The following is a 13,835-nucleotide window of genomic DNA, read 5'->3' as shown; positions in this document are numbered from 1 at the left end:
CTTAGCGGTACTCGATCTTCACCTTGCCGGCAGCCTCCGCCGCGGTGGCGCGCGCCTCATCCGTGTCGCTACCCAGCGCCAGGGCCACGCCCATGCGACGATAGGGGCGGGTGACGGGCTTGCCAAACAGGCGCAGATCGACATTCTGGTCCGGCCGGCCGGTGGCCAATGCCGCCACCACGCCGGTGAAACCGAAATCATCGGCATTACGATCGGCCAGAATCACCGCGCTGGCCCCCGCCCCCCGCAGCGAAACGCCCAGGATCGGCAGGCCCAGAATGGCGCGGGCGTGCAGGTCAAATTCAGACAGGTTCTGCGTCGCCAGCGTCACCATGCCCGTATCATGCGGACGGGGGCTGAGTTCGGAGAAGATCACCTCATCCTGGGTGACGAAGAACTCCACCCCGAAAATGCCGTGACCGCCCAGGTCATTCACCACCTTGGCCGCCATTTCCTGCGCCGCTTCCAACAGGTCGGCGCGCATGGCTATCGGCTGCCAGCTTTCCTGATAATCACCGCGTTCCTGGCGGTGGCCGATGGGCGGGCAGAAGACGATGCCATCCTTGGTGCGCACCGTCAGCAGGGTGATTTCATACTCGAACGGAATGAACTCCTCGACGATCACCTTGGCGCGGTCGCCGCGCATATTGGCAACCGCGTAATTCCAGGCGGCTTCCAGCGCTGCCGCTTCCTTCACCGTGCTCTGCCCCTTGCCGGAGGAGGACATCACCGGCTTGATGACGCAGGGCAGGCCGGTATGGGCGATGGCGGCCTGCACCTCATCAAAGCTTTCGGCATAGCGGTAACGGCTGGTGCGCAAGCCCAGATCGACGGCGGCCAGTTCACGGATACGGTCGCGGTTCATGGTCATCTGCGTGGCGCGCGCGGTGGGCACCACACGGAACCCCTCCACCTCCAGCTCCGCCAGCATTTCGGTGCGGATGGCCTCCACCTCCGGCACGATGAAATCGGGCCGGTGCTTTTCCACGGCGGCGCGCAGCTTCTCCCCGTCCAGCATGGGGAACACTTCCCGCCCATCGGCCACCTGCATGGCCGGCGCATTGTCATAGGCATCGCAGGCGATCACCTGCGCCCCCAGGCGCTTGGCTGAAATGACGAATTCGCGGCCCAGCTCGCCGGAGCCCAGAAGCAGGATTTTTGCCGTGAAGGACATGGCAGGTCGTTCCGTCCGATGGAAATTGGCTGGCATCGGCATACAGCCAACCGCCGCCGGCAACAGCCAGAGAAATCACACAGGGCCCCAGCCCAGGGGGCATGGCTGCGTAATACCAACGGTCATGAATTATGACCGTTGGTACGGCGGCGACTGCCGCCGCGCCGCTCGTGTGGCGTAGCCAAGCCAGCGGATGCTGGCGCCGGCGATTGAGGGGCATGAAGTCTTGACCATCGGTCAGGATTTCATGCCGCTGGTACAAGTGGGGTAGCAATTCCCGGAATAGGCATAATTCAAGATTATATTCGCCACAATCGGCCGCCATTCTCTTGCCATGGGCAAAGCCCAGACTGCCAAAGGCAGCGGCGATCATCATTGGGAGAGCAGTAAATGACCAGCCGTAATCCATATTGGACCGCAACTGACGCTTACAAAACCACGACACTGGAGTCATGGCGCTTCCCGGATGGGTCATTGACCCTTAATACCCAGACGGATGGCAGTATTTCTGACACCCTTGGTGGAACTTTGACGACGTCAGAGATTTCTGATTTCATCAATGTATATCTGACAGCGGGGGAGACTTATCTTTTCATTTCCGTATCCAGTGATTATACTACCACGCTGTCTATCTACGACAATCAGGGATACCTGATGGGTTACAAGGATGGTGGCGATTACGGCATCACCGAATCCCCCCGTTCCGACACGATCATCGACTTCAAACCGACCAGCAGTGGCATCTACAAACTGTCCGTTGGCTTTGAATATGTGCCTGGCAGCTTTGGCTATTATGGTCTGGGTGTGACGCAGATGCCGTCCACGACCACCAACACCATCAATGGTACAGCACTGGCGGACAAGTTGCGCGGCAGCAGCGGCGATGATGTGATCAACGGGTTGGGCGGTGATGATATCCTTTATGGTGGGCAGGGGAATGACAAGTTCGATGGCGGCAGCGGCATTGATGCCGTGGTGATCTCTACCACGGGTACCGCCACCATCTTCACCGACAAGGGCAGCACCCGTGTCACCACGACGTCGGAAGGCACCGACACGCTGACCAATGTGGAATTCCTGGTCGTCAACGGCCGGGTCAATGTGCTGGACGCCCCGCATGTGAAGCGGGTGGAAGGCGGCTTGTTCGATGAGAATTTCTACCGCCAGCAGAATCCCGATGTGGATGCGGCCATCAAAGCCGGCTTCCTGGCCAGCGGCGAAGAGCATTTCGTCAAATATGGCCGGTTTGAAGGCCGTGACCCGCATCTGCTGTTCGACAAGGACTATTATCTGTCCACCAACAAGGATGTGGCCGACGCTGTTGCCAAGGGTCAGATCACGGCCTGGCAGCATTACCAGGATTATGGCTGGCGGGAGGGGCGTGACCCGTCCGCCTTCTTCGATACCTCCGACTATCTCACCCGCCATGGCGATGTGAAGGCGGCCGGGGTGAATCCGCTGGACCATTACCTGATCTTTGGTGAGGCGGAAGGACGCATCGTTACGGTTTCTTCCGTGTCCGATCTGATCTGATCACCCGATCCGGTTGACGACGCCGGGGTGGCGGACGTACATGCTGGTCTCATGACCGACGATACGATCCAAGCCGCCGCCCCGGCGCTCGAAACCCTGTTCGCCACCCGCATCTATCGCGCCCTGCTGGCCGAGATGCTGCCGTTGAATGACGAGCTGGCCGCCTGCTGCCGCAGTGCGTCGGAGGATGACGCCGCCGGTCAGAAATGGTCGGCCAAGAACGGCTATCCCGGCTATACTTCCTATTCCTCCCTGGACGATCTGCCCTGGCGCTTCCCGGCGGTGAAGACGCTGAAAAGCCAGCTGGACCGGCATGTGAAGGCCTATGCCAAGTTGCAGGAATGGAGCCTGGGCGACCGCAAGCTGGAGCTGGACAGCCTGTGGATCAATGTGCTGGACCCCGGCGGGTTCCACGGGTCGCACATCCATCCCAACAGCGTGATCAGCGGCACCTATTATGTGGAAATCCCGGAAGGGGCCAGCGCGCTGCGCTTTGAAGATCCCCGTCTGGCGTTGATGATGGCCGCCCCGCCGCGCAAGCCCAAGGCCGCGCGCGACATGCAGCCCTTCGTACCCATGCAGCCCACCCCCGGCACGCTGCTGCTGTGGGAAAGCTGGCTGCGACACGAGGTGGTGCTGAACCAGGCGGAAAGCGAACGCATTTCCATCAGCTTCAATTACGCCTGGCGCTGAGCCCCCGGCGACAGGCGGCGCAGCAAGCTGGCGGCGGCGGTCACGGCGCGCGCTGGCTGTGGATGCAGCAGGCGCATGGCGTTGAACCAGGGGCGCACGCCGGTGCCCAGGCTGGTCCAGTCCGGCCCGATCAGCCGCCAGACCGGCGTGCCGACCGCCCCCGCCATCTCCCCCACCGCCGTGGGGGCGGTGATGACAAGGTCCAGACCGGCGATCAGGGCGGCCTGCCCTTCCAGATCATCCTTTAAATCCAGATCGGCAAAACAACGCGGGCGCACGCCGGCACGATCCCCGGCCGCCCGCTCTACCGCCTCCAGCCCCATCTGCAGATTGACCAGGATGATACCAGGCACGGCGGCCAGCGGGGCCATTTGCGCCATGCTGAGATAGGAACTGCTGCGCGCCGCCGTCAGCCGGCTGGACCGCCAGCAGAGGCCAACCGTCAGGCCCGGCCCCAGCCCCGCCAGCCGCTCCCGCCACGTCGAAACCCGCGCAGCTTCGGGCCGCAGGTAAGGCAGCAACGGCTGATCCCCCAGATGCTGCCAGAACAACCCGGCCAGATCACCGGCCGCAATCTGGCAATCGGCCTGCATTGGCCCCGCTTGTACCGCCCGCACCAGCGCCCAGGGGAAGGATCGGCTGAACAGCCCCACCAGACGGGCGTCACATTCCAATATCACCTGCCCGTCCAGGGCCGCCAAAGCCGGATAAAGCGCGGCGAACAGCAGATGGTCGCCCAGCCCCTGTTCCCCCCAGACCAGCAGCCGCCGGCCGGCCAGCGGCTCCCCCTGCCAGGCCGGGATATCGCAGGCCCGGCCCTGCACGACGGCGTTGGCACGGTAGCGCGCGGCGTAACCGTCCCACCCCTTGGCCAGATCGCCCTGGCGCAAAGCCAGCATCCCGCGATTATGCCGGGCGCTGTCCAGGCCCGCATCAAGGGCCAACGCCCGGTCGTAATGCTGCATGGAGGCCGGCCGGTCATCCATCGCCTGTGCCAACTGACCCAACTGGTTCCACAGTTCCGAATCCCCCGGAACCCGAAGGGTGGCCTGACGCAGCGCGGCGGCTGCTTCGGGCAGATTACCCACCTGCCGTCGCACATCGGCCAGCCCGGCGAAATTCAACGCCGTATCCCCGCCCAACGCCAGCGCCCGCTGAAAATCGCGGGCGGCATCGCCCAGCCGTTCCATTTCCTTGAAGGCGGTGGCGCGGTTGGCGTAACCGACAGGCCAGTCCGGCCGCAGCGCCACCGCCCGATCATGGGCGGTCACGGCCTCTGCCAACCGATGCTGCTGGCGCAGGGCATTGCCCAGATTGGTCCAGCTTTCCGCTGAATCTGGCCGCAGTGCCAGGGCCTGACGCAAAGCCCCCTCGGCCGCGGCCGGGTCATTGAGCGCCTGATGCAAGTTGCCGAGATTACCCCAGGCGGCCGCATAATCCGGGGCCAGGGCCACAGCCCGTTCGATCAACGGCCTGCCCTGTTCACCCTGCCCTTGCTGGTGATGGGCCAGCCCCAGCAGGTGCAGGGCAACCGGATGGTCCGGCTGCTGGGCCAGCACGGCGCGGTAATGCGCCATGGAACCGGCCGGGTCGCCCCCGCTCTGCCGGGCAATGCCGGCGCGCAGGGACTGTTCCGGATCGGGGGCCGCACCTGCCAGCAAGGCGGCCAGCCGCGCCACCACCGCCGGCACCTGCGCCGCCACCGCCGTTCGCGGCGGTACGGTGGCTATATTCATCGCGGCAAACCAGGGCCGCACACCCGTTCCCAGCCGTGACCAGTCGCTCCGTTCCGACAGGCGCCAGACCGGCACACCCAGCGCCCCCGCCATTTCCCCCACCGCCGTGGGGGCCGTGATCACAAGATCCAGCCCGGCGATCAGGGCGGCCACCCCCTCCTGGTCATTCTTCATGTCCAGATCGTCCCAGCCATGCGGGCGCACCCCATGATGGCGGGCCAGCTGGTCGATCTCCTGACTGGCATCATCATATTGCAGGTTCACCACCTGCACGCCGGGCAGCCGGAACAAGGGCAACCAGTCGGTCAGCATTGTGTAACCGCCCGCCCGGTCACCGGTATGAAGCTGGCTGCGCCAGCACAGGCCGACACGCAGGCCCGGTGGCAGGGCCGCCAACCGGTCCCGCCAGCGGGAAGCCAGATCGGGGCGCGGCGCCAGAAAGGCCGCCCCGTCCCAACCGGCGGGATCGGGGGCCAGCAGGCCAGCCAAGCTGCCCGCCGCCACGCGCAAATCCTGATCCTCGGCCCGCCCCGCGATGACAAAGCGCAGGCCCGGCCAACGGCGCGACAGAAGGGGCAGCAGGCGGGGATCAGCCTCCACCGTCACCGGCCCCTCCAGCCTTGTGAGATGCCCGAACAGGCTGGCGAACATGATCTCGTCCCCCAGCCCCTGTTCGCGCTGCACCAGCAGGCGGCGCCCAGCCAGCGGCTCCCCCTGCCACAGCGGCAGGGGCAGGTCAGGCGTGCCCCGCACCTCCCCACAGGCAAAGCGCTCCGCATAACCAGTCCAGCCGGCGGCCGGATCGCCGGCGGCCAGTTGCAGCAGGCCCAGACTGTAGCGGGCGCGCGGGTCGCCGGGGCGGATGGCCAGCGCGCGCTGCGCCGCCACCCTTGCTGCCACCGGCTGCCCGATGCTGGCGTACAGGGTGGCGAGATTGATCGCCGCTTCGGCATGGCTGGGATCGGCCGCCAGTGCCCGTTCCTGACAGGCCAGCCCCTCCGCTGGTTCGCCCAGTGCCGCCAGCCCCAACCCCAGATCGCTCCAGGCATCGGCCAGGGTCGGGTCCAGGGCCAGCGCCCGCCGGCTGGCCGCCACCGCAGCCGCCGGTTCGCCCATGGCCCGCCAGGCAGTGGCCAGGGAGGCCAGAGCCCGCGGATAGTCCGCCCGCAGGGCCAAGGCCCGGCGCAGTGCCGCGATGGCATCGGCCGGGCGGCGCAGTTGCGTCAGGGTCGCCCCCAGATTGGCCCAGGCCTCCGCCTGATCCGGGCGCAGCGCCAGGGACTGACGGAAAGCGGCAGCGGCCTCCCCCAACCGCCCCAGGGTCTTCAGGATGCTGCCGCGTGAATTATGGGCATTGGCAAAATCAGGATCGCCGGCCAGGGCCTGATCAACAAAGACCAGGGCTTCCGCCGCCCGCCCGGCCTGCAACAGCACCAAAGCCAGCAGATGGGCGGCATCAACCTCCCCCGGTTCCACCGCCAGCAGGGCGCGGTAACCCGCCTCCGCCCGGCCCAGATCACCCGCCCGGTGGGCGGCAACGCTTTCTTCCAGCGAGGGGGCAGCAGCAGGCGGGGCCTGCGCTTTCTCCACACCGTTCCGCAGACCCGCCAGCGCCTGCACCAGGGCCGGGATGGCGGCAGAGGCCGGGGCGCCCGGCGGGCTGGGGAACAGGCGCATGGTGCCATACCAGGGGCGCACGCCGGTGCCCAGCCGGGTCCAGTCGTCCGCACTGCCGAAACGCCAGACGGGAACGCCCAGGGCACCCGCCAGTTCCGCCACCGCCGTGCCGGCGCTGATCACCAGATCCAGCGCCCCCATCAGGGCCGCCACCCCATCCTGATCCTGCCGCAGGTCCAGCGACGCGCCCAGCGCCTCGGGCGTGGCGAAGCGCTGGCCGGCCCTGGCCAGTTCTGCCGCCGTGGCCGGTTCCGCCAGATCATATTGCAGCGGCACCCAACAGATGCCGGGCAGTGTGAATAACGGGGCCCAATCCTGCAGCCGGCTATACATGTCCAGCCGGCCGGCGCTCAACAGCCCGCTGCGCCAGCAGAAACCAATCCGCAACTGGCCGGGGGCAAAGGCTGCCAGCCGCTGGCACCAGACGGCCACCGCACCCGCATCGGTTTTCAACCAGGGCTGACCGGTGAAGCCGCCCAGATCGCGCGACAGCAGCCCGGCCAGATCGCCCGCCGCCACCTGACAATCCGCCGCCACCGCCTGCCCTGCGGGTACCACCTGGATATCCGGCCGGGCACGGGCGGCCAACGGCACCAGCCGTGCACCCAGTTCCAGGATGAGGACGCCGCCCAGCCGGGCCGGATCAGGCACGGCGCTGGCAAACATGATCTCATCCCCCAACCCCTGTTCGGGGCGGATCAACAGCCGGCGGCCAGCCAGCGGCTCCCCCTGCCATACCGGCAGCGGCAAGACGGCGGCAGGCGGGCGATGGCCGGCACGGAACCGGTCGGCATAGAAATCCCAGCCGACCCCCAACCGGCCATGGGCCAGATGGTCCAGCCCCAGATTCAACCGTGCCACGGGCTGGCCGGGATCAAGCCTTGTTGCGGCATCAAAACAATCCACCGCCGCCTGAACCTGACCATTCAGCCGCAGCAAGGTGCCCAGATTGGCATGGGCAACGGCCAGAGTGGGGGCCAGGGCGATGGCGCGACGCTGGCACTGCTCCGCCTCCCCCACCCGGCCGCATTCCAGCAGTGCCACACCCAGATTGGCCCAGCCCCCCGCCGCCATCGGGGCCAGCGCGATGGCGCGCCGCCCGGCGGCCACGGCATCGGCCGGGCGGCCCAGATCGATCAGCACAGCCGCCAGATTGCTCCAGGCATCGGCAAAATCCGCCTTGGCCGCCAGCGCCCGGCGAAAGGCGCGTTCCGCCTCCCGGTATCGGCCCAAGGCCTTCAACAGGCCGCCATAATTATTCTGGATACTGGGCGCGCCGGGCGCCTTGTCCGCTGCCGCCGCCACCAGCGCCAGCCCTTCTGCCTGTTCCCCCCCCTGCCACAAGGCCAGCCCCAGCAAGTGGCTGGCCTGCAGGTCACCCGGCCGTTGCACCAGATAGGACCGGTAATGCCGGATAGCCCCGGCCGCATCGCCCCCCTGATGCAGGGTGATCGCCCGGTCCAGCAGGGCAGCCGGCGAGTCGGCTTTCACATTGTTCTTCGGGTCCATTCCGGGTCCGGTTCAGTGTCGGCCGTGGCGGGATCGGCAGTCTAGCCCAGCCTTCAGCGCCATACCAACCCCGCATTGGCCGGAAATGCTTAACCCGGCTGGATAAACTGGTTAGACTCCATTCCAAGACCAAACCGCCCGCCACGCCCATGGAAGCGCCCGGCATGATCGCCACAGCCAGCAGCCCCGCCGCCCTGTTCAAGGGTGCCGCCATCATGATCACCGGGGGAACCGGCTCCTTCGGCCGGCGCTTCGCCCGCTATCTGCTGACCCAGGCGCAGCCGCGCAGGCTGGTGATTTTCTCGCGGGATGAGTTCAAGCAATATGAGATGCAGCAGCAATTCGCCGATCTGGATAACCGGGATGTGCTGCGCTTTTTTATCGGCGATGTGCGCGACCAGCAGCGGCTGGACATGGCGATGCGGGAAATCGACTATGTTATCCACGCTGCCGCGCTGAAGCATGTGCCGACGGCGGAATATAATCCGCTGGAATGTATCCGCACCAATATCAACGGCGCGGAGAATGTTGTTCACGCCGCCATTTATAATAAGGTGAAGCGGGTGGTGGCGCTGTCCACCGACAAGGCGGCCAGCCCGATCAATCTGTATGGTGCTTCCAAACTGGCGTCGGACAAGATTTTCGTGGCGTCGAACAACCTCTCCGGTTCTGTCGGCACCCGCTTCTGCGCCGTGCGCTATGGCAATGTGGTGGGCTCACGCGGCAGTGTGGTGCCCTTCTTCCGCAAGCTGGTGGAGGAAGGGGCGACGCATCTGCCCATCACGGATGAGCGGATGACCCGCTTCTGGATCACCCTGGACAAGGGGGTGGCGTTCGTCGCCTCCTGCTTTGGCATGATGCAGGGCGGGGAAATTTTCGTGCCCAAGATCCCCTCCATGCGGATTGTCGATCTGGCACGCACCATGGCCCCCACCCTGCCCCACAAGGTTGTGGGCATCCGGCCGGGCGAAAAACTGCACGAGATCATGATCACCGAGGATGATGCCCGTCAGACCGTGGAACTGCTGGATCGTTACGTGATCGAACCATCTTTCAACTGGTGGGATCGCGCGCCCTACACCAAACAGGGGGCTGTGCCGGTGCCGGATGGTTTCTCCTACCGATCCGATACGAACCCGGAATGGTTGACGCCAGAGACGTTGCGCCCGCTGCTGGAGCGACCGGCGTGAGTGGCGGCTTCATTCCGTATGGAAAACAATATCTGGATGAGGCGGATATCGAGGCCGTCACCCAGGTGCTGCGGGGCGACTGGCTGACCCAGGGGCCGCAGGTCGGCTGGTTTGAACTGGCCTTTGCCGCAAAGGTCGGGGCCAAACATGCTATTGCCTGCGCCAATGGAACGGCGGCGCTGCATCTGGCCCTGTTGGCCCTGGGCATTGGGCCGGGGGATGCGGTGGTCGTGCCCAGCATCACCTTTCTTGCCAGTGCCAATGCCGCCCGCTATGTCGGGGCGGAGGTGGCCTTTGCCGATGTGGACCCGCAAACCGGCCTGATGCGCCGCGCCCATGCGGAAGCCGCCATCGCACGGGCGGAGGCACAGGGCTGGCGGGTGCGCGCCATCATCCCGGTGCATCTTGCCGGCCAGCCCGCCGATATGGCGGGGCTGGCCGATCTGGCCGCCGAACGCGGGCTGGCATTGGTGGAAGATGCCTGCCACGCCATCGGTACCCGGCTGCCCGGCAGGGACGGGGCCATGGTGGAAGTGGGGGCCTGTGACCGCGCAGCCATGGCCTGTTTTTCCTTCCACCCGGTGAAGACCCTGGCCACCGGCGAAGGCGGCATGGTGACCACCAATGACGATGCGCTTGCCGCAAGGCTGCGCCGGCTGGTCAGCCATGGCATGGTGCGCGATGCCAGCGCCTTTCAGGATGGGGCGGCCGCCACCGGGGCGGATGGCAAGCCCAACCCCTGGTATTATGAAATGCCGGAGATCGGTTTCAATTACCGGATGACCGATATCCAGGCCGCCCTTGGCCGCTCGCAACTGGATAAGCTGGCGCATTTCCTGGCCGCACGGCGCAAGCTGGTGGCCCTGTACGATGCCGCCTTCGCCCCCCTGGCCCCTCGCCTGCTGCCGGTGGCGCGGGTGGCAGGGGCGGAACCGGGCTGGCATCTCTATCCCGTGCGGCTGGATTTCGCCGCCCTGGGGCTGGATCGCAGCGCCTTCATGGCACGGCTGCGGTCCATGGGCATCGGATCACAGGTGCATTACATCCCCGTGCATCGCCAGCCCTATTATCAGCAGCGCTATGGGGCCCTGGAACTGGTGGGTGCGGAGGGCTGGTATCAACACTGCCTCTCGCTGCCGCTCTATGCCGGCATGTCGATGGCCGATCTGGATCGGGTGGTGGCAGCCATCAGCGGCATTGTTGCCGCATAATTCCCACAGTAGGGGAGTGTTATTGGGATATTGCGGTGCCGTGCTGTTCCTGCTATCGCGGCGTCAGTGGCATCCAATCCGGGTGCTGCTGTCTCTCAGGGCGGGGTGAAAGTCCCCACCGGCGGTACAGCCCGCGAGCGCCCGGCCACCCGGCCGGGGTCCAGCAGATCCGGTGAGATTCCGGAGCCGACGGTTATAGTCCGGATGAAAGAGGACAGGCAATGCCAGGGGGCGGCCCAGACGGGTCGGGCCCTGACGCTGCCGCCATGCCCTGATTCTGGTCCAGAAAGGAAGACCATGAATCAGTTTCATTTCTCTCCCGATACCCGCATCGCCTTCATCCAATCCTGCTGGCACCGCGATATTGTCGATAATGCGCGCGACAGTTTCCTGGCCAGCATCGGCGATCTGGGCATTCCCGCCGGCAATGTCGATCTGTTCGAGGTGCCGGGCGCTTTTGAAATTCCCCTGCACGCGCTGAAACTAGCCCGCAGCGGGCGCTATGCCGGCATCGTCGCCGCCGGTTTCGTGGTCGATGGCGGCATCTATCGGCATGATTTCGTGGCTTCGGCCGTGATCGACGGCTTGATGCGGGTACAGCTGGATACCGGCGTGCCGGTATTTTCCGCCGTGCTGACGCCGCATCATTTCCATGAACATGATGTGCATACTGGCTTCTTCCGCGACCATTTCGTGAAGAAGGGCCAGGAAGCGGCCATGGCCTGCGCCAGCACCGTGGCGGCGCTGGCAAAGCTGCCATAAGCCATTAATCAGAACCCGGCCATCGCTATCCCGGTGGCCGGGTTTCTGTCATGCCGGCGGCAGCTTTTCGTCGACCAGCTGAAAGCTGCTGCCCGGCTGGCCGGAAACGGCCACCGCGCAATCCCCCCAACTGGCGGGAATAGTCCAGCTGACGCCCGCCTCGGCCCTGGCCTCATAGGTTTTGCCCTGACAACGGGCTGTCACCTTGTCCAGGTTGCCCTGGATATTCGCCAGAGAAATGGTGCGGTTGGATGGATGGTAGACCCATTCCACCCGGCCACCAGTACAAAGGTCAGCGGGGCATTGCTGAGGTAGACGCCCCTGTACGCCAAAGGCGGCATTGCCGGCCACCGTCTTTTCCAGCGCCGCCAGCCGGTCCTGCAGCGGTTTGTCGCCATTCTGACGGCCCAGATCAGCAATCAGGGCCGCTGTGCGCGCGGCATCCACAGGCAGCCCCAGGTCCAGTTCAAGCTGCAGGCGCAGGCGTTGCAGGGCCTGACGCTCTTCCGCGGTCATATAATCGGCATTGGGTTCGACCTGCCGCAGATACATCAGCGCCAACACCGGCTGCCCCTGACGCACGGCCAGGGCAGCCCGCCGGCTCAATACCTGTGAAATCTCGTAGAGATTGCTGCTCTGCCCCTCAATCCGGTCAAGCGTGTCGGCGGCCTTCTCAAACGCGCCCTTTTCCAGATAATCGCGTACATCCTTAAAGCGCTTGACCAGCTCGTAATCCGTAGCCTTGTCCGGCGGGTCCATCTGGAAAAAGACCCGCTGGGTCTGGTTCAGCGTATCCGCAGGGGCACCTTTCAGGGTGCCGGGCGTGAACCGGCAACGGCTGGCAACGGAAAGAGCGGCCGTCAGCCTTTCCCCTGCCGCAGCATGGGTACCGGCCACCACAGCATCGGCAATTGATCCATCCGCCTTCACGGTAAAGCGGACATCCACCCAGCCTTCCTGATGATCACGGATATCCACGCGCGGGCCCGGCAAGCCGGCACAATCCTTTAACACCGGCTCAGTGCGCATATTATTGGTAGGCGTAGACGCCAGTGCCGCCGGGACCAAAACTACCAGCGCCAGCACCGATAGGCTGGCCCTGAGATGTTTTTCCACAAAGCCCATTTTCGCCCCCCTCTTCGGCCCGACTTATCCACCATTTACGCCATTGAACCACACCGGGACTATCGGGCGCTGCTCTCATTCGAGCCGGGTACGCCGAACAGTCAATCTGCGATGCCACAGATCAATGTGCACATAAATTTGTGGAGTGGGAAGCGTTTACGCACCTCCCACTCCACTGTTCAGATCGTCAGTTATCATTGAGGCCTGCCGACCGGCAGCGTGAGCCGGTCGGCAGGTCCAAATCAGGCGAACAATGCATTCACCTGATCGGTAGTCATCGCCCCAACCTGAGCAGAAGTGAAGGCCCGAACCTGGGTATCCGTCATCGCTGCAATATCCGTCGTCTCCAACCCGCCGATCTGGTCTGTGGTGAAGGCGGCAATCTGCACCGTTGTCAGCGCCCGTGCCTGGGCCGTCGTCAAGCCCGCAACCTGCGTCGTGTCCAGCGAGGTGAGCTGAGTCGTGCTAAGCGAAACAACTTGCGAGGTTGTCAAGCCGAGCAACTGATCCGTGGACAAGCCGCTAATTACCGTCGAGTTGAGCGAGCGGACCTGCGTGGTCGTCAAAGCGGCGATCTGGGTCGTCGAGAGGCCGGCAACGTGCGTCGTCGTCAGAACGCCGAGGTCTGCGGTCTCAAGCCCCCTGATCTGAGTGGTCGTGAGGCCACCGATCTGAGTGCTCGTCAACGCATCAACCTGAGTGGTGGTCAACGCGCTCACCAAGGTTGAAGTCAAACCGACCAATTGGGTCGTATCCAACGCAACCACGGCTGTCGTCGTCAGTGCCTGCAACTGGGCGGTCGTCAGGGCACCGAGAGCACTGGAAGCCAGACCAGTGATCTGAGTCGTCGTCAGGAGCTCGATATCAGTCGTCTGAAAACCACGCAACTGCGTCGTCGTCAGGCCACCAATCTGCGTTTCCGTCAGACTGGGGACCTGGGTCGTTGTCAGACCGGCGATCTGCGAGGAGGTGAGACCACGCAGCTGCGTCGTCGTCAGAGCCACAAGATCCGTCGTCTCAATCGACCCAAGCTGCGTCGTCGTCAGCGCCGTCAGCTGGCCGGACGTCAGACCCAGAACCTGGTCGGACGACAATGCCTCAATGTCCGTCGTCTCAAGACCACGCACCTGCGTCGTCGTCAGCGCCCCGATCTGCGTCGTCGTCAGACCACCGATCTGCGTCGTCGTCAGTGCCGCGATCTGCGAAGAGGTCAGCGCCCGCATCT

General features: G+C 64.9%; 8 protein-coding genes, 1 pseudogene and 1 riboswitch. Of the genes and pseudogenes, 5 read left to right on the top strand and 4 right to left on the bottom strand.

Annotated features, from left to right (window positions below; translation table 11 throughout):
• Position 1 precedes the first annotated feature (1 nt).
• Positions 2 to 1,210, bottom strand: a complete 1,209-nt coding sequence (gene purT / locus GE253_RS18460) for a formate-dependent phosphoribosylglycinamide formyltransferase (protein WP_282183243.1) — start codon at positions 1,208 to 1,210, stop codon at positions 2 to 4.
• A gap of 618 nt (positions 1,211 to 1,828) precedes the next feature.
• On the opposite strand from purT, the gene GE253_RS18455 reads away from it, so the two are divergent.
• Together GE253_RS18455 and GE253_RS18450 are read left to right on the top strand one after the other, a co-directional pair.
• Positions 1,829 to 2,707, top strand: coding sequence for a hypothetical protein (locus GE253_RS18455; RefSeq protein ID WP_153205627.1), 879 nt, complete (start codon positions 1,829 to 1,831; stop codon positions 2,705 to 2,707).
• Between the two features lie 51 nt (positions 2,708 to 2,758).
• A complete protein-coding gene (locus tag GE253_RS18450; protein WP_153205626.1) occupies positions 2,759 to 3,400 on the top strand; it encodes a TIGR02466 family protein in 642 nt (213 codons plus the stop codon).
• Here the strand turns inward: GE253_RS18450 and GE253_RS18445 are convergent.
• Positions 3,385 to 8,322: a tetratricopeptide repeat protein gene (locus GE253_RS18445; RefSeq protein WP_153205625.1), complete on the bottom strand. Its 4,938-nt coding sequence runs from the start codon at positions 8,320 to 8,322 to the stop codon at positions 3,385 to 3,387. The genes GE253_RS18450 and GE253_RS18445 overlap by 16 nt on opposite strands.
• A gap of 164 nt (positions 8,323 to 8,486) precedes the next feature.
• Here GE253_RS18445 and pseB point away from each other — a divergent pair, with 164 nt between their 5' ends.
• The 3 genes from pseB to GE253_RS18430 all read left to right on the top strand — a co-directional run bounded on the left by pseB (position 8,487) and on the right by GE253_RS18430 (position 11,485).
• Positions 8,487 to 9,512 (top strand): UDP-N-acetylglucosamine 4,6-dehydratase (inverting), encoded by a 1,026-nt coding sequence (gene pseB / locus GE253_RS18440; protein WP_173012718.1) that lies wholly within the window; start codon positions 8,487 to 8,489, stop codon positions 9,510 to 9,512.
• The gene (gene pseC / locus GE253_RS18435) at positions 9,509 to 10,723 is read left to right on the top strand and encodes a UDP-4-amino-4,6-dideoxy-N-acetyl-beta-L-altrosamine transaminase (protein WP_348770896.1); all 1,215 of its coding nucleotides are present in this window, start codon (positions 9,509 to 9,511) and stop codon (positions 10,721 to 10,723) included. The genes pseB and pseC overlap by 4 nt, the downstream gene beginning before the upstream one ends.
• 86 nt (positions 10,724 to 10,809) lie before the next feature.
• Positions 10,810 to 10,943: riboswitch (FMN riboswitch) on the top strand.
• Positions 10,944 to 11,020: 77 nt separating this feature from the next.
• Positions 11,021 to 11,485 (top strand): 6,7-dimethyl-8-ribityllumazine synthase, encoded by a 465-nt coding sequence (locus GE253_RS18430; protein WP_153205622.1) that lies wholly within the window; start codon positions 11,021 to 11,023, stop codon positions 11,483 to 11,485.
• Positions 11,486 to 11,533: 48 nt separating this feature from the next.
• Here the strand turns inward: GE253_RS18430 and GE253_RS18425 are convergent, their stop codons facing one another.
• Complete coding sequence (locus tag GE253_RS18425; RefSeq protein ID WP_153205621.1) at positions 11,534 to 12,478, bottom strand: hypothetical protein; 945 nt, start codon at positions 12,476 to 12,478, stop codon at positions 11,534 to 11,536.
• Between the two features lie 374 nt (positions 12,479 to 12,852).
• Positions 12,853 to 13,835: pseudogene (locus GE253_RS25915) on the bottom strand (heme utilization protein); the annotation flags it as partial.

Source organism: Niveispirillum sp. SYP-B3756 (assembly GCF_009495745.1).
Taxonomy (GTDB): domain Bacteria; phylum Pseudomonadota; class Alphaproteobacteria; order Azospirillales; family Azospirillaceae; genus Niveispirillum.
The sequence above is the reverse complement of the archived record's forward strand: the minus strand, read 5'-3'. Positions and strand labels throughout refer to the sequence as shown.